At 44.8% G+C, this 16,192-nt stretch carries 21 protein-coding genes; 15 read left to right on the plus strand and 6 right to left on the minus strand.

Annotated features, from left to right (window positions below):
- Window positions 1-15 precede the first annotated feature (15 nt).
- Window positions 16-432 carry a hypothetical protein gene (locus QOZ98_RS03935; RefSeq protein WP_308786204.1) on the minus strand — a complete coding sequence of 139 codons (417 nt, stop codon included), beginning with the start codon at window positions 430-432 and terminating at the stop codon, window positions 16-18.
- Between the two features lie 140 nt (window positions 433-572).
- On the opposite strand from QOZ98_RS03935, the gene QOZ98_RS03940 reads away from it, so the two are divergent.
- The 8 genes from QOZ98_RS03940 (at window position 573) to QOZ98_RS03975 (ending at window position 7,075) form a co-directional block, all read left to right on the plus strand.
- Window positions 573-1,109, plus strand: coding sequence for a TetR/AcrR family transcriptional regulator (locus tag QOZ98_RS03940; RefSeq protein WP_308786205.1), 537 nt, complete (start codon window positions 573-575; stop codon window positions 1,107-1,109).
- A gap of 247 nt (window positions 1,110-1,356) precedes the next feature.
- Entirely contained in the window at window positions 1,357-2,259 is a 903-nt protein-coding gene (locus tag QOZ98_RS03945) for a BKACE family enzyme (RefSeq protein ID WP_308786206.1), read from the plus strand.
- The gene (locus QOZ98_RS03950; RefSeq protein ID WP_308786207.1) at window positions 2,249-3,229 is read left to right on the plus strand and encodes an L-carnitine dehydrogenase; all 981 of its coding nucleotides are present in this window, start codon (window positions 2,249-2,251) and stop codon (window positions 3,227-3,229) included. The genes QOZ98_RS03945 and QOZ98_RS03950 overlap by 11 nt, the downstream gene beginning before the upstream one ends.
- 23 nt (window positions 3,230-3,252) lie before the next feature.
- Window positions 3,253-3,717, plus strand: a complete 465-nt coding sequence (locus QOZ98_RS03955; RefSeq protein ID WP_308786208.1) for a thioesterase family protein — start codon at window positions 3,253-3,255, stop codon at window positions 3,715-3,717.
- A gap of 33 nt (window positions 3,718-3,750) precedes the next feature.
- Window positions 3,751-4,944, plus strand: a complete 1,194-nt coding sequence (locus QOZ98_RS03960) for a quaternary amine ABC transporter ATP-binding protein (RefSeq protein WP_308786209.1) — start codon at window positions 3,751-3,753, stop codon at window positions 4,942-4,944.
- Window positions 4,941-5,777: an ABC transporter permease gene (locus QOZ98_RS03965; protein ID WP_308786210.1), complete on the plus strand. Its 837-nt coding sequence runs from the start codon at window positions 4,941-4,943 to the stop codon at window positions 5,775-5,777. Before QOZ98_RS03960 ends, QOZ98_RS03965 begins: the two co-directional genes overlap by 4 nt.
- Window positions 5,778-5,798: 21 nt before the next feature.
- Window positions 5,799-6,671 carry a glycine betaine ABC transporter substrate-binding protein gene (locus tag QOZ98_RS03970; protein ID WP_308786211.1) on the plus strand — a complete coding sequence of 291 codons (873 nt, stop codon included), beginning with the start codon at window positions 5,799-5,801 and terminating at the stop codon, window positions 6,669-6,671.
- Between the two features lie 104 nt (window positions 6,672-6,775).
- Window positions 6,776-7,075 carry an AraC family ligand binding domain-containing protein gene (locus tag QOZ98_RS03975; RefSeq protein ID WP_308786212.1) on the plus strand — a complete coding sequence of 100 codons (300 nt, stop codon included), beginning with the start codon at window positions 6,776-6,778 and terminating at the stop codon, window positions 7,073-7,075.
- Window positions 7,076-7,263: 188 nt separating this feature from the next.
- Here the strand turns inward: QOZ98_RS03975 and QOZ98_RS03980 are convergent, their stop codons facing one another.
- The gene (locus tag QOZ98_RS03980; protein ID WP_308786213.1) at window positions 7,264-7,980 is read right to left on the minus strand and encodes a DUF6904 family protein; all 717 of its coding nucleotides are present in this window, start codon (window positions 7,978-7,980) and stop codon (window positions 7,264-7,266) included.
- Between the two features lie 13 nt (window positions 7,981-7,993).
- A complete protein-coding gene (gene rluF / locus QOZ98_RS03985) occupies window positions 7,994-8,701 on the minus strand; it encodes a 23S rRNA pseudouridine(2604) synthase RluF (protein ID WP_308786214.1) in 708 nt (235 codons plus the stop codon).
- A gap of 209 nt (window positions 8,702-8,910) precedes the next feature.
- Between rluF and adh the strand changes: the two genes are divergently transcribed.
- The 4 genes from adh to QOZ98_RS04005 all read left to right on the plus strand — a co-directional run bounded on the left by adh (window position 8,911) and on the right by QOZ98_RS04005 (window position 11,762).
- Complete coding sequence (adh, locus tag QOZ98_RS03990; RefSeq protein ID WP_308786215.1) at window positions 8,911-10,431, plus strand: aldehyde dehydrogenase; 1,521 nt, start codon at window positions 8,911-8,913, stop codon at window positions 10,429-10,431.
- 54 nt (window positions 10,432-10,485) lie between these two features.
- Entirely contained in the window at window positions 10,486-10,848 is a 363-nt protein-coding gene (locus QOZ98_RS03995) for a DUF779 domain-containing protein (RefSeq protein ID WP_308786216.1), read from the plus strand.
- A gap of 142 nt (window positions 10,849-10,990) precedes the next feature.
- On the plus strand, window positions 10,991-11,179 hold the full coding sequence (locus QOZ98_RS04000; RefSeq protein ID WP_142826824.1) for a hypothetical protein: 189 nt from the start codon (window positions 10,991-10,993) through the stop codon (window positions 11,177-11,179).
- The gene (locus tag QOZ98_RS04005) at window positions 11,172-11,762 is read left to right on the plus strand and encodes a Fic/DOC family protein (RefSeq protein WP_308786217.1); all 591 of its coding nucleotides are present in this window, start codon (window positions 11,172-11,174) and stop codon (window positions 11,760-11,762) included. The genes QOZ98_RS04000 and QOZ98_RS04005 overlap by 8 nt, the downstream gene beginning before the upstream one ends.
- 40 nt (window positions 11,763-11,802) lie before the next feature.
- Here QOZ98_RS04005 and QOZ98_RS04010 read toward each other — a convergent pair whose 3' ends face one another.
- Window positions 11,803-12,606, minus strand: coding sequence for an aminoglycoside N(3)-acetyltransferase (locus QOZ98_RS04010; protein ID WP_308786218.1), 804 nt, complete (start codon window positions 12,604-12,606; stop codon window positions 11,803-11,805).
- Between the two features lie 92 nt (window positions 12,607-12,698).
- Here QOZ98_RS04010 and QOZ98_RS04015 point away from each other — a divergent pair, with 92 nt between their 5' ends.
- Window positions 12,699-13,175, plus strand: a complete 477-nt coding sequence (locus QOZ98_RS04015; protein WP_308786219.1) for an acyl-CoA thioesterase — start codon at window positions 12,699-12,701, stop codon at window positions 13,173-13,175.
- A gap of 52 nt (window positions 13,176-13,227) precedes the next feature.
- Here QOZ98_RS04015 and QOZ98_RS04020 read toward each other — a convergent pair whose 3' ends face one another.
- On the minus strand, window positions 13,228-13,743 hold the full coding sequence (locus tag QOZ98_RS04020; RefSeq protein ID WP_308786220.1) for a DUF421 domain-containing protein: 516 nt from the start codon (window positions 13,741-13,743) through the stop codon (window positions 13,228-13,230).
- A gap of 306 nt (window positions 13,744-14,049) precedes the next feature.
- Here QOZ98_RS04020 and QOZ98_RS04025 point away from each other — a divergent pair, with 306 nt between their 5' ends.
- On the plus strand, window positions 14,050-14,271 hold the full coding sequence (locus QOZ98_RS04025; protein WP_308786221.1) for a hypothetical protein: 222 nt from the start codon (window positions 14,050-14,052) through the stop codon (window positions 14,269-14,271).
- Window positions 14,272-14,339: 68 nt separating this feature from the next.
- On the opposite strand, the gene QOZ98_RS04030 is transcribed toward QOZ98_RS04025, so the two are convergent.
- Window positions 14,340-15,359 carry an SEC-C metal-binding domain-containing protein gene (locus QOZ98_RS04030; protein WP_308786222.1) on the minus strand — a complete coding sequence of 340 codons (1,020 nt, stop codon included), beginning with the start codon at window positions 15,357-15,359 and terminating at the stop codon, window positions 14,340-14,342.
- Window positions 15,360-15,604: 245 nt separating this feature from the next.
- Between QOZ98_RS04030 and lepB the strand changes: the two genes are divergently transcribed.
- Window positions 15,605-16,138, plus strand: coding sequence for a signal peptidase I (gene lepB / locus QOZ98_RS04035; protein ID WP_308786223.1), 534 nt, complete (start codon window positions 15,605-15,607; stop codon window positions 16,136-16,138).
- The last annotated feature ends 54 nt before the right edge of the window (window positions 16,139-16,192 follow it).

Genomic DNA, 16,192 nt, shown 5'->3' on the forward strand with positions numbered 1-16,192 from the left:
TTTTTTGCATGGCCATTACTCGTCTTTTTCAATGATGGAAGCAGAAATCATCGGCATATCTTCCTCGGCGTTGCCATCAAAGATACCATCCGCTGAAATACTGTCACCCACCTCCACCGGCGTTTCTGCCATATTCCGAATATAGATGCGGTTTTCTCCATTTTCGATGATAAATGAAGGAAAGGCGATGTCGTCTGCCAATTCTTCAACTGTGCCCTGGACGGAAACACCAGTGCCTTCTTCAATCGTTCCAGAAATTAACTCTTCAAAACTCGCAAACTCTGCGTTTTCAGCTTCCTCTGGAGAGGTTGGATCCAATTCTCCGTCAGGGGCAGTAACTTCTGTCTGACTTTCTTCACTTGTGTCAGGTGCTTCTTCTCCGCAGGCAGCCAGCAACAAAATCATAATTAGCAGAATAAAAAATCTATACACACAATCACGCTCCTTTAAAATTAAATGCTGTTAGTTGAACATACCCTTTTCCAAAAGCTTGCTAACACTGAGTCGAATTTGAAAAAAAACCGTCCAGGTAGTATAGTGAAAATCAAATCCATTCTGAAAAGGAGATTTACATGGCCAGAGCTACCAGAAAAATCGAGATTCTACATGCAGCATCGAAAATTGTCAGTGAGCGGGGCATTTTTAATTTAACTTTAGAAGCTACAGCGATTGAAGCTGGAGTCAGCAAGGGAGGCCTGCTTTACCATTTCCCTTCTAAGGAAGCTTTGGTCAAAGGGATGGTGGACCATTTGGCTGAAAATTACCGGGATAAAATTGCTGCTTCGGTAGCTGAATCAACAAAAGAAAAAGGGAAATGGATTCAATCCTACGCGGATGTAACATTCAATAATCCTTATCCAAATAAAGAAATGCATGCGGGCTTATTAGCGGCTAAAGCAGTGAATTCTGATTTATTGGATCCAATCCGCGACCTTTACAACGAATGGCAGATCCAAATTGAACAAGACGGAATCGACCCGGTGAAAGCCACAATTATCCGATTAGCAACAGATGGAATTTGGTTGTCCGAGCTTTTTGACATTCACCATTTAGGCGAGCAAAGAAAAGAAGAAGTGTATTTAAAGTTGAAAAACTGGATAGATGAATAAGAAAAAAATCACGTCATTGCATAAATGATGTGTTTTTTTATTTTTTTAGCAGTGAAGGAAAGCCTAGAGGCATAGGATAAATCAGCAATTTGCTACGACTGTATTAACTTTATGCGGGAAATCACCTTGAAACATTACCGTCTGGATGGTACAGTTTAAAACGTGCGAAAAAACAATTAATTATTATATGCAATAAAAACGAAACTTGAATGAGTACATATGCCTAAAATTTTACAGGAGAGATAAAATGACGCAAAAAGTTTTATTAACAGCCGCAGTAACAGGAGCAGGAGATACTGCTGCTAAAAATCAATACGTACCTGTGACGCCAAAAGAAATCGCAGCATCGGCCATTGAATCGGCAAAAGCCGGAGCCACTGTTGCCCACGTTCATGCACGCAATCCCAAAACGGGCGGCATTAGCCACAGTTTGGACCATTACCGCGAAATCATTGAACGCATTCGGGAATCAGAAACGGATGTAATCATAAACATTACCTCGGGAGGAGGGGGAGACTTTATTCCGAACCTCTCGAATCCTTCAACAGGCGGCGAAGGCACAGATATGCAAACACCTAAAGAACGGCATGAACCGGTTGGCAGCTTGCTCCCGGAAATGTGCACTTTGGATTGCGGCAGCGTAAACTTCGGCGACATGGTCTACATGAGTCCGACTGATTGGCTGCGTGAACAGGCAAAGCTGATACAGGAAAGCGGTGTAAAACCAGAGCTGGAATGCTTTGATACCGGACATCTTCGATTTGCCAAGCAATTGATCGCTGAAGGGTTGATTGATGGCGATCCAATGTTCCAATTTTGCCTTGGCATTCCGTGGGGCGCAGACGCTGATGAAGAAACCATACAGTATATGAAAAACCGTCTTCCCGATAATGCACATTGGTCAGCTTTTGGCATCGGCCGCATGCAGATGCCAATTTTGGAAATGGCTGCACAAAACGGCGGGAACGTCCGTGTAGGGCTTGAAGATAATCTTTATTTAGGAAAAGGGATTTTTGCACGCAATGAACAGCTTGTCGACCAAGCCGTATCAAAATTGCATGCTGCGAATATTGAAGTGATGACGCCGCAAGAAGCGCGCGTCCACTTCCAACTGAACAATCCTTACGGAGGCAATAATAATGGACAATAAAATACATCAAATTAATAAGATTGCCGTTGTCGGAACCGGCGTCATTGGAAACGGCTGGATCGCCCGTTTCCTGGCACAGGGTTTTGATGTAATCGCATTTGATCCAGCAGAAGGTGCAGAGCAACGGACGCAAAAAGCCATCGACCAAGCATGGCCGTCTTTGGTGAAAATAGGTCTGGCAGATGGAGCGGCTCAAAACCGTCTGACATTTATGCCAACTATCGAAGAGGCAGTTTGCGAAGCAGATCTGATTCAAGAAAATGTCCCGGAACGCGAAGATTTGAAAAAATCTGTACTGGCGAGCATTGATGCATACGCCAAACCGGAAGCCATTATTGGATCGAGTACATCGGGCATTATGCCGAGCACGCTGCAAGAAGGGCTGAAGCATCCTGAACGCTTAATCGTAGCCCATCCGTTTAACCCGGTATATATTTTGCCGCTGGTTGAACTGGTTGCCGGTAAGGAAACCAGCGCCGCCGTCATGGATCGCGCCAAAAACTTTTACGCCAGTATAGAAATGAAGCCTTTGATTATCCGTAAAGAAATTGAAGGCCATCTCGCTGACCGGTTGATGGAAGCTTTGTGGCGTGAAGCTTTGCACCTAGTGAATGACGGAGTTGCAACGACTGAAGAAGTGGATGCGGCTATTATTTACGGAGCTGGCCTCCGCTGGGCTCAGATGGGGCCGTTCCTAACCTTCCATCTTGCCGGTGGAGAAAAAGGGATGCGCCATATGCTTGAGCAATTTGGGCCAACATTGAAATTGCCATGGACCAAACTGGAAGCCCCTGAACTAACAGATGAATTGAAAGAAAAAGTGATTACCGGCTGCGAAACGCATGCAGGTGACACAACCATTGCTGAAATGGAAGAAAAACGCAACGCCTTTTTGGTTGAACTGCTAGATTTAGTAGAATCCTATTGGCCCGAAACTACAGCAACAGAAAAAGTGGTTGTCAAACAATAAATTGTTGAAAGGGGGTTGGCAAAATGGCTCAATCATCTTTAATACACAAAGAACGGGTTGTCAGCGAATGGGTTGATTACAACGGCCATATGAATGACGCGGCTTATGCAAAAGTATTCAGCCAGGCAGCAGATAGTTTTATCGATTCTCTGGGCCTGGATGAAACGGCCCGCTCTCGTTGCAATTACACAATTTTTACGCTCGAAACGCATTTGTGCTACTTGAAAGAAGTGCATGAACATGAAAAACTGTCGATTGAATTCAAGTTGCTGGATAGCGATGCCAAAAGGCTGCATACCTTTCTTTCAATGACAAACTCCGCTGAAGAGCTGGTTGCGACCAGTGAGCAGATGTGGATGGGCATGGATACAGCAAAAGGCAAACCTGCCCCATTTCCGCAAGCGGTTGGCGAAACAATAGAAGCACTTAGCGTATTGCATAAAGAGTTGCCAATGCCAAAACAGGCAGGCAGAAGGATCGGTTTTTAACGATCCTGCAATAATAAATTAAGGAGCATGTCGATGAAAAAGATAGAAGTGAATAACTTAACCAAAATTTTCGGTTCTCATCCACAACAAGGATTGAAGAGGCTGATGAACGGTGAACAAAAAGAAAGCATCTTAGCGGAGACCGGTATGACAGTTGGGGTTAACCAAGCTTCTTTTTCAGTAGAAGCAGGTGAATTTTTTGTCATCATGGGACTGTCCGGAAGCGGGAAATCAACATTGATCCGCTTAGTGAACAGGTTGATCGAACCGACTTCGGGTGAAGTGCTGATTGATGGCCAAAATATTGTCGAGATGGGAAAAAACGAACTGATTGAAACGAGACGGAAAAAACTGGGGATGGTATTTCAACAGTTTGGATTGTTTCCACACCGGACCGTTTTGCAGAACGTTGCGTACGGACTTGAAATTCAGGGAGTCAAAAAAGAAGAACGCAACAAACGCGCCCAGCAATCCATTGAAGACGTTGGCTTGCACGGTTATGAAAACAGCTACCCTAAAGAGTTGAGTGGGGGAATGCAGCAGCGTGTAGGTCTTGCACGTGCCCTGGCTAACGATTCGGACATTCTTCTTATGGATGAGGCATTCAGTGCACTTGATCCATTGATCCGCAAAGAAATGCAGGATGAACTGCTGAACCTGCAAAACAAATTAGGGAAGACAATTTTGTTCATCACGCATGATTTGGACGAAGCGCTGAAACTGGGAGACCGCATCGCCATCATGAAAAATGGTGAAATTGTTCAAGTGGGCACAGCCGATGAAATCCTTGAAAATCCAGCGAATGAATATGTTTCGAATTTCGTCAAGGATGTAGACCGTTCGAAAGTGCTGATGGCTTCTCACGTCATGAAAAAACCGGCAGTTCATATGGCAGACAAAAGCGGTGCTTTGGCAGCCGTCCGGAAAATGGAAGAAGCGGGAGCTTCAAGCATCTTTGTTGTCGACAAAGACAATAACTTCAAAGGCCTGCTGACAATTGATAATGCCATCAATGCATATAAAGAAAATTTGCCGATTGAAAACGTATTGATCGAAGACATTCACGAAATTTCTCCAGAAACCCCTTTAAATGACCTCTTTGGTGTAGCTGTCGAAGCGAAATATCCACTGGCAGTGGTTGAAAATGGGAAATTGCTTGGAATCGTATCACGGGTTTCCATTCTGTCCGGCTTAGTCTTAGGAAAAAATGAGGTGACTGCGCCATGAATTATTTTACACTTCCTTTGGAAGAGTGGACTAATCGCTTTGTAGACGAGTGGCTCTTGCCGGTAACAGGCGAGTTCTTTGACAGTATTAGTGAAGGCCTTCGAACCTTTGTGGACGGAGTAACAGACTTATTGATTGCAGCTCCTCCAGAATTGCTTGTGCTGATTTTAATCATCATTTCCTGGAAGTTTTCAGGAAAAGGGCTGGCACTGTTCGCGCTGTTGGGCAGCCTTTATCTGGGATCTGTCGATTTATGGGAAGCAGCGATGCAGACAGTCGCAATTGTCATCGTGTCCACGCTGATTTCAGTGATTATCGGGATTCCGCTTGGCATATTGGCAGCAACCAATAAAACGATGGCCAGCATTGTGCGGCCAATCTTGGACTTTATGCAGACGTTGCCTAGCTTTGTTTATTTGATACCAGCCATTCTGTTATTCGGCCTTGGCAATGTCCCGGCTGTCATTGCCACTTTCGTATTTGCAACACCTCCAGCAGTCCGTATGACAACGCTCGGGATTCAGCAAGTGCCGGCGGATGTTGTGGAAGCATCGAAAGCTTTTGGTTCGACCAAATGGCAGCTGTTGTATAAAGTTCAATTGCCTTTGGCGTTGCCTTCTATCATGGCGGGGATTAATCAGACAATGATGCTTGCACTATCGATGGCAGTTATTGCATCGATGATTGGAGCGCCAGGTCTGGGCTCGGTAGTATTAGAAGGGATTTCTACTGTAAATGTAGGCCTTGGCCTGACAGGCGGTTTAGGAATCGTCGTGCTGGCAATTATTATGGACCGGATCACCCAAGGGCTGGTACGGAAAAATAAAAAATAAAAACAAAAGGGGAAATGAAAAATGAAAAAGATTTTATTCTTAGCAATGGTTGCATTGATGGTCGCCGTTTTGGCGGCTTGCGGTTCTGATACGGAAGAAACAGAAGAAGGCACTGCTGGTGCTGAACAGCAAACAATCACTTTTGGCGTAACACCATGGACAAGCACTGTACCGCCAACGAAAATTGCCGGCTTGATACTGCAGGATATGGGTTATGAAGTAGTAGAAACCAATGCAGATGCTGGAAGCGTTTATACTGGATTGTCCCGTGGAGACCTTGATGTGTTCATGGATGCTTGGGTGCCGATGCACCAAAACTACCTGGACAAATACGAAGGCGATATTGAAAGCACTTCTGTAAGCTATCCGGAAGCAGAAACTGGCTGGACAGTCCCAACATATATGGAAGACATCAATTCTCTTGAAGACCTGGAAGGGCGCGAAGGCGAATTTGATAATGAATTTTACGGCATTGAAGCTGGAGCAGGCGCCACAATAGAAAGTGATGAGATCATCGAAGCTTACGGATTTGATATGACGCAAGTGAGTTCTTCAGAAGGCGGCATGCTTGCTCAAGCCCAGAAGCTGATGGCTCAGGAAGAACCGGTTATCTTTTACGGCTGGAGACCCCACACGATGTTCAATAAATTTGATTTGAAAGTATTGACTAATGAAGAAGGATTCTTTGAAACTTCATCTGTTGAAGTCATCACAAACACGGAGTTGAAAGACAATGCGCCGGAAGCTTATGAGTTTTTGAGCAACTGGAGTATTTCACTTGATGACGTAGAAGAAATGATTGTAAAGATTGAAGAAGGCGGAGAGCCTGAAGAAGTTGCCCAGGAATGGATCGACAACAATCAGGATAAAGTTGACGAAATGACTGGCGAGTAAGCAACAACGAGTGCATCCACTATTGTGCGAACAATAATGGATGCACTTTTTCTTTTCTTTTGGCTTTGGCGGGTGTATGGTTTGAAAAAAGAAGAGGTGAAGAGATGGAATTAATTGAAACTCCCTATCTATTGGGTGAAAAAAATAAGCATATCCAAAAAGCTTTAAATTTCAATAAGACCCAAGTCGTCAATATGCAATTGCAAAAGGGAGAGAAAATTGCGGAGCATGATTCGATGGCCGATGTCCTTATCATCGTACGAAGCGGAAAAGTTTCATTTGTTGTAGAAGGGCAGACGGTGGAAGCAGCGCCTGATAATATTCTGCACATGAATCCGAAAGAAAAACATAGCTTGACTGCAATCGAACCGAGCGACTTATTGGTATTGCAGATTACTCCATGAAAAAAGCTCACGCATCGTCAGCGTGAGCTTTTTTATGTGGAGATGTGCAGTTTGCGCTTTTCTCGTTGTCCAGACTCCAGCGCCCAGGTCCTAGGGTCATAAGCTGCTCTGGCTGTGCGGCAAAGAACGCCGCTTCGCCAGAACATCTTATGCCCGTCGGACCTACCCGGGCGCTTCTGCTTTTCTCTTTACCATTCAAAGTCTTCCGGGTATTCGGCCTGTACGGTAATTTCGTGAATTGGTTTTTTGTGTGGTGTAGCCGCGGCAAGGACTTGGTTGCGAAATGCTGTATAGTCCTGGTCCTGCACGGCGAGTTTCATGGCAATAGCGGATAGGCTTTGCTCCCGTTGCTGTTTGGTCATGGCGATGTATTTCAAGTTCAAAAGGTCTACGTATTGAATTGCGTAGTCATTCACCGTAACGGGCTGATTGAAGGCTTTCACAATCAGTTCGAATTCTTCCTTGGGAATATGTCCTTGCAGGCAGTCGAGAATCAACGACTGAAAGCGGAAAATGACTGGCAAGTGGACATCCCAAAGAGGGGCTTCTTTATCTTGTTGGTAAAATTTCACAAAATCCTTTAAGGCGATGGCGGCATAAATCAATTCTGGCCAAAGCACTTCAGTGGAAAAATAAATATTTTTATCAGGAGCGATAAACTTGTGCTGCTTCATTGTATGTTCGTGCAGTCCATTAAATACGAAGTCCACGTTGCGGTCTCCTTGGGCGGCATGGCGAATTTCGTAGGAAATCCCAAGAATCCGCATCCGCGACCCTTCGTAGCCATAATACTGGTCTTCCTGGCCAATCACCCGGTAGATGGCCTGGTTCAGCTCATCCAAATCGAAATAATCACCGCTTATTTTAACACCTGTATGGTTCGGCGTACTTTTCATGGTCAGCATAACAATGTCCTCCTCAGCGTTTTGGTGTGTAATCCAGTTGTTTAAAGAGCTCGTTGCGTTCTGCTTCAGTCAAATCGCGCCATTTACCGACAGGCAGGTCTTCCAACAGGATATTCATGATGCGGACACGCTGCAAATTCCGAACTTCGTAGCCAAGTGCCGAGCACATGCGGCGGATCTGGCGATTCAAACCTTGCCGTAATGTTAGCTTGAAGGTGTAAGTTGAAAGCTTGTCCGCTTTCGCTGGAAGCGTCTTGGTGTCAAGGATTTCCACCCCTTCTTCCATTTTTGCCAGAAAGGATTCCGTGATCGGCATGTCGACTTTGACGATATATTCCTTTTCGTGTTCATTTTCAGCACGCAGAATCTCATTGACGATATCGCCGTCGTTGGTCAAAAGGATAAGGCCCTCTGAATCTTTGTCGAGGCGTCCAACATGAAAGATACGTTCAGAGTGATTGACGAAATCGACAATGTTGCCTTCAATATGCCGTTCAGTTGTACTGGTGATCCCCACGGGTTTGTTTAAAGCCAAGTAGACATATTGCTGTTTGGGCTGTTCGATGAGTTTGCCGTCCACATGAACTTGGTCTCCGGCTTCGACTTTGCTGCCGAGCTCAGCGGGCTGTCCATTGATGGTTACACGCCCCGCCTCGATAAATTTATCGGCTCCGCGCCGGGACGTGATTCCTGTTTCGCTTAAAAACTTATTGATTCGCATAGTAGATTCCTTTCAATTCCTTATTTCCTGGTGTCGCTCTTATTATACATGAACAAGCAGAGTGAATAAAAAATATAGTTGTTTCATAGTTGCATTTTTTAGATTAGTTTGACAATATAGAAGGGAAGCTGTTATTGATGCGCCACGGTTTTTTGCAGAATAATGTAAGCGCGTACATAACAGTAAATGAGAAAAAGGGAGAGATGGGAATGGTCTATGCAGTTCCAAACACAGAAGGATCAAAAGTTACGTTCAAAAACAGATATGAGAACTTTATAAATGGGGAATGGAAAGCACCGGTCAAAGGGCAGTATTTTGACAATGTCTCGCCAGTAACCGGCAAAAAGTTTACAGAAATTGCCCGTTCTACAGCTGAAGATGTCGAATTGGCCTTGGATGCGGCTCATGCGGCAAAAGACGGTTGGGGCAAAACTTCGGTAACAGAACGTGCCAACGCATTGCTGAAAATTGCAGATCGCTTGGAACAGAACCTGGAAATGTTGGCTGTTGCTGAAACTTGGGACAACGGAAAAGCTGTCCGCGAAACATTAAATGCCGATCTGCCTTTGGCAATTGACCATTTCCGCTATTTCGCTGGAGCGATTCGTGCACAGGAAGGTTCGTTGAGCCAAATCGACAACGACACGGTAGCCTATCATTTCCATGAGCCGCTTGGTGTTGTCGGCCAAATCATTCCATGGAATTTCCCGATATTAATGGCTGTTTGGAAACTGGCTCCAGCGCTTGCTGCTGGAAACTGTGTGGTCTTGAAGCCTGCTGAGCAGACGCCGGCAAGCATTCTGGTATTGGCTGAACTGATCGCTGATATCTTGCCTCCTGGAGTCTTGAATATCGTCAATGGATTTGGGCTTGAAACAGGGAAGCCGCTTGCCTCTAGTCCACGCATCAGCAAAATTGCGTTTACAGGTGAAACGACTACAGGACGCATGATTATGCAGTATGCTTCACAAAACCTGATTCCGGTAACGTTGGAACTGGGCGGGAAATCTCCAAATATCTTCTTTAAAGATGTCATGGATCAGGACGATGCGTTCCTAGATAAAGCAATTGAAGGATTTGTCATGTTTGCCTTGAACCAAGGGGAAGTTTGTACATGCCCATCCCGCGTGCTGATTCAGGAAGATATTTACGACGAGTTTATGGAGCGTGCAATAAAGCGCGTGAAAGCAATCAAAACAGGCAACCCGCTTGATCCGGAAACGATGATGGGTGCACAGGCCTCCACTGAGCAAATGGAAAAAATTCAATCCTATTTGGATATCGGCAAACAGGAAGGCGCTAAGGTTCTTGCCGGCGGCGACCGCAACCATTTGGAAGGTGAGCTGTCTGAAGGCTTCTATATCCAGCCGACAGTGTTCGAAGGCAATAACAAGATGCGTGTTTTCCAGGAAGAGATTTTTGGGCCGGTCGTTTCTGTAACAACGTTTAAAACAAAAGAAGAAGCGCTTGAAATTGCCAATGATACGTTATATGGACTTGGCGCAGGAATTTGGACGCGCGACACCAACACCGCTTACCGCTTCGGACGCGGTATTCAGGCAGGGCGTGTTTGGACAAACTGCTACCACCAATATCCAGCTCACGCAGCATTTGGCGGATACAAAATGTCCGGCTTTGGCCGTGAAAACCATTTGATGATGCTCAACCATTACCAGCAGACGAAAAATATGCTGGTCAGTTACAGTGAAGACAAGCAAGGGTTCTTTTGATCCCACGGAACATCCAGCCAGTATTTTAAGGATTACCGGAAAGTAGGGATAGCAATGGTCGAACGTGTAATTGTGACAGATGCTGCTATTGAATTGATCCAATTGCTGAAGGAAAAGCATGGGCCTGTTATGTTTCATCAATCCGGAGGCTGCTGTGACGGCAGTTCACCGATGTGCTATCCAGAAGGTGATTTATTCATCGGGGATCAGGATATCCTGATGGGAGTCATCGGAGACAGTAAATTCTATATGCACAAAAACCAATTCGACTACTGGAGACACACGCAGCTCATTATTGATGTTGTGCCGGGACGCGGAGGAATGTTTTCTTTGGAAGGCGTGGAAGGCAAACGCTTCCTGACCAGGTCAAGAGCGTTTACCACGGAAGAAACCAAGGAATTGCAGGAACAGATTTAAAAGAGACCGGATGCAAATGCATCCGGTTTTTTAATGTCAATTAATGCTAAGAAAGTACGGAAAACCTTTATGCATCAAGGGTTTAAGGTAGAATTCGTGTTGGGAAAATGGTATAATTTCAATACGAAAGGTGGTCATACAGTTGACGAAATTAGTGAACCGAGTTTCCCATGAACAAGCCAATCACGCGATTTCCTGCGCTTCACATTCTCTAGTTACGGAAGGGTTTGATGTGACAAATGAGGATGAGAATTTCGTTCGGTCGGTATTGACTGGTGAACGGACGGAAGCACAATTCCATCAGGCCATCAAAAGGAAGTTCGATGTCTAAGTATCAGCATACCTCGATGTATTGCTACCCTGGAACCGATGTACTGATTAATCTGTTCGATGTGCAGGATGAAGAAAAACTGAAGGATCTCGAGAAAGTTTACTCTCTGCTTCGCCTCTCGGAATTGCAGATACAGAAGCCGGCAGATCCACTGGATGTTCAAGCATTTTTAGCCATACATTATTATCTGCTTCAGGACGTCTACCCATTTGCCGGGGAGTTGCGGAAAGAAATGATTTCCAAAGGATCCTCTTCTTTTGCTCACCCGAAACACATTGAGGTGCATTTGCTGAAAATTTTTGATGAGTTGAAAGCAGAGAATTACTTGAAAGAATTGCCGCGAAATCAGCTGATTTCACGGCTCGCTTATTTTTTGTCGGAATTGAATGCACTGCATCCTTTCCGCGAAGGCAATGGACGCAGTGTCCGCGAATTTGCACGGCAGCTTTTGTTGAATGCCGGTTATCGGCTGGATTGGGAAAAAGTGTTGGAGCCTGCAGAAATTATCAATGCTTTTGTTGATTCGTTTAATAAAGACAACGATCGCCTGGAAGGGCTGTTGGATGAAATTGTCACTCCATGAAAATGCCAGCTGCTCGAGGAGCGCTGGCATTTTCTATTCGTTACGATGCCGGATGCCTGTGCAGCCATTCGATGCCAAATTCGATCAGCGGCTTCATTTCCACAAGCTGGGTTTGTGCCTGGCCTAACCGTCCTTTTGAAATATTGCCCGGAAAAGCTTTGGCGATTTCCGGGAAACGGTCTGAATCCATTTCGACGCAGTCGTACGTCTGCCAAACGCGATTCCCATCTTTTAAAACTGCTGCGCCCTGCGGAGAAGTAGAACGGTTTTCCTGAACAAATTCAGCATAATGCAGAGCAGTACACGAATCAAAGCCGACGCCAATGAAAAGGATCTTCACATTTGCCTGCAGCATTTTTGCGAGCGGCGATCGTTCTCCGAAAGAATCATCGATGGGTTGTTCACTCATCCAATCAGTTGCCTGGCTGCCCCAAGCGGTAAAAGAATGTGAAGGGTGAGGGCTCCGTATCGTCAATGGATGGCGATGGAAAGATTCCGCGATTTTGCCCATACCGCGCAGTCCGCTTAAATGTGGGTCGAATGCGGGCAACTCGTCACGTATCGGCTGATGCCAATTTTCGGGAACTGGCGGCTCCATCCAGTATACAGGGTCTGAGTTGTCCGCAGACTGAGCGGGCATAACCAATGTGCCTGTTTCAGTAATAGTTTCCATCAAGGCTTCTACGACCGCTTGAGCGCCTCCTGCGATCCATCCCATAGACTTCAGGGAAGAGTGGACCATTAATGCATCTCCGGCAGCAATGCCGAGCTGCTGAAGCTGTCGTTTTAAGGTCGCTTTTGATTGGAATTCGGGTGTGTTTAAAATATTCAATAACTCTGACATAAAGTATCCCTCCGATTTCATTATATTATAAAGGAAAGCCTGCTGTTTTGGGTAACCACTGCTGCAGGGCAATAGAGAAAGGAATGATGGCAATGGAAGCAAGACCAATGAAAGATTCAAGAACCATTCAGACAAAGTTGGTGCTCCCGCCGGACACCAATCATATGGACTCCATTTTTGGCGGCAAGGTATTGTCCTATATCGATGAAATTGCAGGAATCACGGCAATGAAGCATGCACGCCGCCAGGTTGTGGTAACTGCATCAATCGATTCAGTGGATTTCCTGTCTTCTGCACGTGTCGGGGATGTTCTGGAGCTTGAGGCGAATGTTACATCAACCGGGCGTACTTCGATGGAGGTTTATGTCCGTGTGAAATCGAAGAATCTGCAAACAGGCGAAGAAAAGCTGACGACGGAATCATTTTTGACGATGGTCGCAATGGGAGACGATGGCAAGCCGACACCGGTACCGCCTGTATTAGCCGAATCAGAAGGCGAAAAACGTTTTTTTGAAACAGCTCCTGCCAGACGCGAGCACCGGAAAATGAGAGTGAAAACGCCAAGATAATAGAGAAAGGTGCATGGGTTTTATTCCATGCACCTTTTTATAATGAAAACTATCATTGAGTTGTTTCAGTTTTGGATTTCACGTTTGCTAAAGCATTGCCTGGTTCACTGCTTATTACTGATAAGCTGCCGTCTGTTTCGAGGACGACTGCTTTCACTTTTTCGGTGGAGCCAAAACCGGTGTTGCGGATAGCCTGCAGGATTTCGATTTCTTTGATTCGTTCCTTTTTCATGGTACTTCTCAAAAATTGTTCATCGAGAAATAGCAGGCTGGGTTCTGATTTAATAATATTATTGAACCACTTGGAATGAACGGAAAAAAGCGTGAATAAATACTGCAAAAAGATCAATAAGGCAAATGCAGTCATCCCTTCAAGAAGACTGATGCTGTTGTTCAATAGAACCGTGGCTAATGTTGAACCCAGAGCCACAGTTACCACCAAGTCAAAGGCATTTAATTTGGTTAAGGTCCGTTTGCCTGAGATGCGCAGAAAGATAATTAGTCCAACGTATGCAAGGAAACCGACTGTCACAATCCTGATAAAACTGTCGAGCGTAATTTCAAACATCATGTGCCCCCTTCTATTTTCATGAGTTTATCCACATGTTAATAAGTTCGATTTAGTAAGAATATCAGCAAAATTCAAATACCTTATCCACATAGCACACATCAATAGCATAGTTAGTGTGCATAAGGAAAGGAATATGGAACATCTTGCTTCCGAATCCGGAATTTGGGGTATTTTCTTGTTGTTCTCTATGTTTCCCCTTAGAGTTATTAACAAACATGAATCGGACAGAAATACAGCAGAAGTGGTTGCAGTTTTTCGGAAAGGGAATAGGAAAGTATCTTATGTTCAGACGGGGCGATCAAAATGGAACTTTTTCTGAAACTGATCCGTTATGCTGGCTTACTAATTTTTGCGGTAGGAGTCTTGCTGTCTACTGTGACTCTGATCAATTTTATTTTCGGTTTAACCGATGCTTTATGGTTTCAGATTTACTTTATCCGTTTGTATTTGTTTCTGGTGGTTTCAGGGATTCTGCTTTATATTCTCATTACGTTCCGAAGAAAAGACAACGAAAAAAAGGAGTAGCCGAGGCTGCTCCTTTTTGCTGTTTCAAAACTCACTAAGAAGGAAAAGCCTTCTTTAATGGTTGAAACTTATTTTTTTGCCAATAATTCTTCGAAATACGTGCCAAACTCTTTTGAACGTTTCAAAATCGTACTTGAAGACACGCCAAATTTTTCGCTTAAGTCTTTTGCAGAAAGCATTGGACCTTTAACCAGTTCGTGATCCTGCAGGAATCTCCAATAGCCGGCTACAAGAGCTTCCGGTTTTTGGACAGTTGGCTGCTGGCTTACAAGATAGCTGTTTAATATGCTGGTAATGTTGCTGATTGTCTCTTCGTCAAAATCTGCCTGCTCAATATGCTTATCAAGTTCAGCCATCACTGAATCGTGTTCGGGAGAAAGCTGGATGCTTTCTTCAACGCTGCCAGTTGAATATTTGACGATTTGTTCAACCACCGCCAAGTAATTATCGCGCAGATAGCTTTCATCCTCTGAACCATTGTCGGCAGCGATTTGTGCTTTTAGCTGCTCAAGGAATGGAGCGAACTCTCCGACAACTGTCAAATAGCCATTAAGGAACAAAACGCCTTCTTTTCCAATACGGGAGTCCGGAAGAAGGATGGCCAGCAAGCCTTGTCCGTTTTCCATATCTGTTGGCGGCTGATCTGCCATTTTGAGTGTTTCGCCTGTAAAGACATCTTTGAACTGAGCCGTTTCTGTATTGCCTTCAATGTATTGCCCAAGGAATACTTTTGCGTCTTTCCAGTTTTCAAGCACTTCTTTAGTTGAAGGGCGTTGGGAAAGTTCGATTTGCTTAGCTAAAAAGTCTGCCCATAGTTCCGGTTTTTTCATGAACAGGAAATTCTCGATTACAAATGCCTGGGCATCGTTTTCAGCCATGGATTGCATCAAGCGTGGCTGCCACTCCTGTTGAAGTTCACGAAAATCGGCAAGCTGTTCCTGATTCGGGTTTTCCGAGAAGAACTGCTGGCGTACTTTAAACAGTTCATCATTCACCAAATCATTGATGGACACAGTTTGCTGTTTTCCGTGACACTTTTTGTACTTTTTGCCGCTGCCGCATGGGCATGGATCATTTCTTCCTACCATTCTAATCACCTACATTTTTTATTGAGTGTAACATAAAATGGCGATACGCTCAAAAGTCTGACGATTTAGACGCTGAGAGATCGTACAGAAACATACTGCGGCAGCTGGGATAAGTGAGCGGAAACTGTTTTTTTGTCCTATTCTTTTGGAAAGAGGTTAACGGAACTATAAATACCTAAAATAGGCACAAAGCAGAACCCGTATTATAATAGAGTAAAACAAGCGATGAGCAGGAGGGGACAAATGTGTTCGAAGATCCGGTAGAAGAATCGATTTCATGGATGCGTGTCATCTTTTTGACCGTGCTTATTGTCTTGGTGTCCCGGCATTTCCTGTTTGAACCTGTGGCCGTGCACGGCGAATCCATGATGCCTACATTTGAAGACGATGACAAAGTCATGCTGGTGAAGATTTATTCGATAGAAAATTTTGATATGATCGTGTTCACTGCACCCAATGGAGTAAATTTCATCAAGCGGGTGATTGGCGTTCCGGGAGACCGTATTTCCATGGAAGATGATCAATTGTATGTCAATGGCAAAGCTGAAGCCGAACCTTATTTGGATAAAAACAAAAAACTGGCGGAGCAGCAGGGACTTTCCCGATTGACTGAGGATTTTAAGGAATTTACGGTGCCGGCAGAATCCTATTATGTATTGGGTGACAACCGGTTAAACAGCATGGACTCCAGAGTTTTAGGGGTTATTTCCCGAGATTCGATCGTGGGTGAAGTGAAAATCAGACTTGCTCCTTTCAATCATGTGGGAATTGTAGAATGAAACATCAGTTTCTGTTCCAGCACACAAAAAGACAGCTGCCTCCTCTAAAGGGCA

It is taken from the genome of Planomicrobium stackebrandtii (assembly GCF_030814955.1).
Classification (GTDB): domain Bacteria; phylum Bacillota; class Bacilli; order Bacillales_A; family Planococcaceae; genus Planococcus; species Planococcus stackebrandtii.

Excerpts from the sequence above, each read along its gene's own strand:
- QOZ98_RS03940 (WP_308786205.1), top strand. The coding sequence starts at position 573 with ATGGCCAGAGCTACCAGAAAAATCGAGATTCTACATGCAGCATCGAAA.
- QOZ98_RS03945 (WP_308786206.1), top strand. The coding sequence starts at position 1,357 with ATGACGCAAAAAGTTTTATTAACAGCCGCAGTAACAGGAGCAGGAGAT.
- QOZ98_RS03950 (WP_308786207.1), top strand. The coding sequence starts at position 2,249 with ATGGACAATAAAATACATCAAATTAATAAGATTGCCGTTGTCGGAACC.
- QOZ98_RS03955 (WP_308786208.1), top strand. The coding sequence starts at position 3,253 with ATGGCTCAATCATCTTTAATACACAAAGAACGGGTTGTCAGCGAATGG.
- QOZ98_RS03960 (WP_308786209.1), top strand. The coding sequence starts at position 3,751 with ATGAAAAAGATAGAAGTGAATAACTTAACCAAAATTTTCGGTTCTCAT.
- QOZ98_RS03965 (WP_308786210.1), top strand. The coding sequence starts at position 4,941 with ATGAATTATTTTACACTTCCTTTGGAAGAGTGGACTAATCGCTTTGTA.
- QOZ98_RS03970 (WP_308786211.1), top strand. The coding sequence starts at position 5,799 with ATGAAAAAGATTTTATTCTTAGCAATGGTTGCATTGATGGTCGCCGTT.
- QOZ98_RS03975 (WP_308786212.1), top strand. The coding sequence starts at position 6,776 with ATGGAATTAATTGAAACTCCCTATCTATTGGGTGAAAAAAATAAGCAT.
- QOZ98_RS03980 (WP_308786213.1), bottom strand. The coding sequence starts at position 7,980 with ATGCTGACCATGAAAAGTACGCCGAACCATACAGGTGTTAAAATAAGC.
- rluF (WP_308786214.1), bottom strand. The coding sequence starts at position 8,701 with ATGCGAATCAATAAGTTTTTAAGCGAAACAGGAATCACGTCCCGGCGC.
- adh (WP_308786215.1), top strand. The coding sequence starts at position 8,911 with ATGGTCTATGCAGTTCCAAACACAGAAGGATCAAAAGTTACGTTCAAA.
- QOZ98_RS03995 (WP_308786216.1), top strand. The coding sequence starts at position 10,486 with ATGGTCGAACGTGTAATTGTGACAGATGCTGCTATTGAATTGATCCAA.
- QOZ98_RS04005 (WP_308786217.1), top strand. The coding sequence starts at position 11,172 with ATGTCTAAGTATCAGCATACCTCGATGTATTGCTACCCTGGAACCGAT.
- QOZ98_RS04010 (WP_308786218.1), bottom strand. The coding sequence starts at position 12,606 with ATGTCAGAGTTATTGAATATTTTAAACACACCCGAATTCCAATCAAAA.
- QOZ98_RS04015 (WP_308786219.1), top strand. The coding sequence starts at position 12,699 with ATGGAAGCAAGACCAATGAAAGATTCAAGAACCATTCAGACAAAGTTG.
- QOZ98_RS04020 (WP_308786220.1), bottom strand. The coding sequence starts at position 13,743 with ATGTTTGAAATTACGCTCGACAGTTTTATCAGGATTGTGACAGTCGGT.
- QOZ98_RS04025 (WP_308786221.1), top strand. The coding sequence starts at position 14,050 with ATGGAACTTTTTCTGAAACTGATCCGTTATGCTGGCTTACTAATTTTT.
- QOZ98_RS04030 (WP_308786222.1), bottom strand. The coding sequence starts at position 15,359 with ATGGTAGGAAGAAATGATCCATGCCCATGCGGCAGCGGCAAAAAGTAC.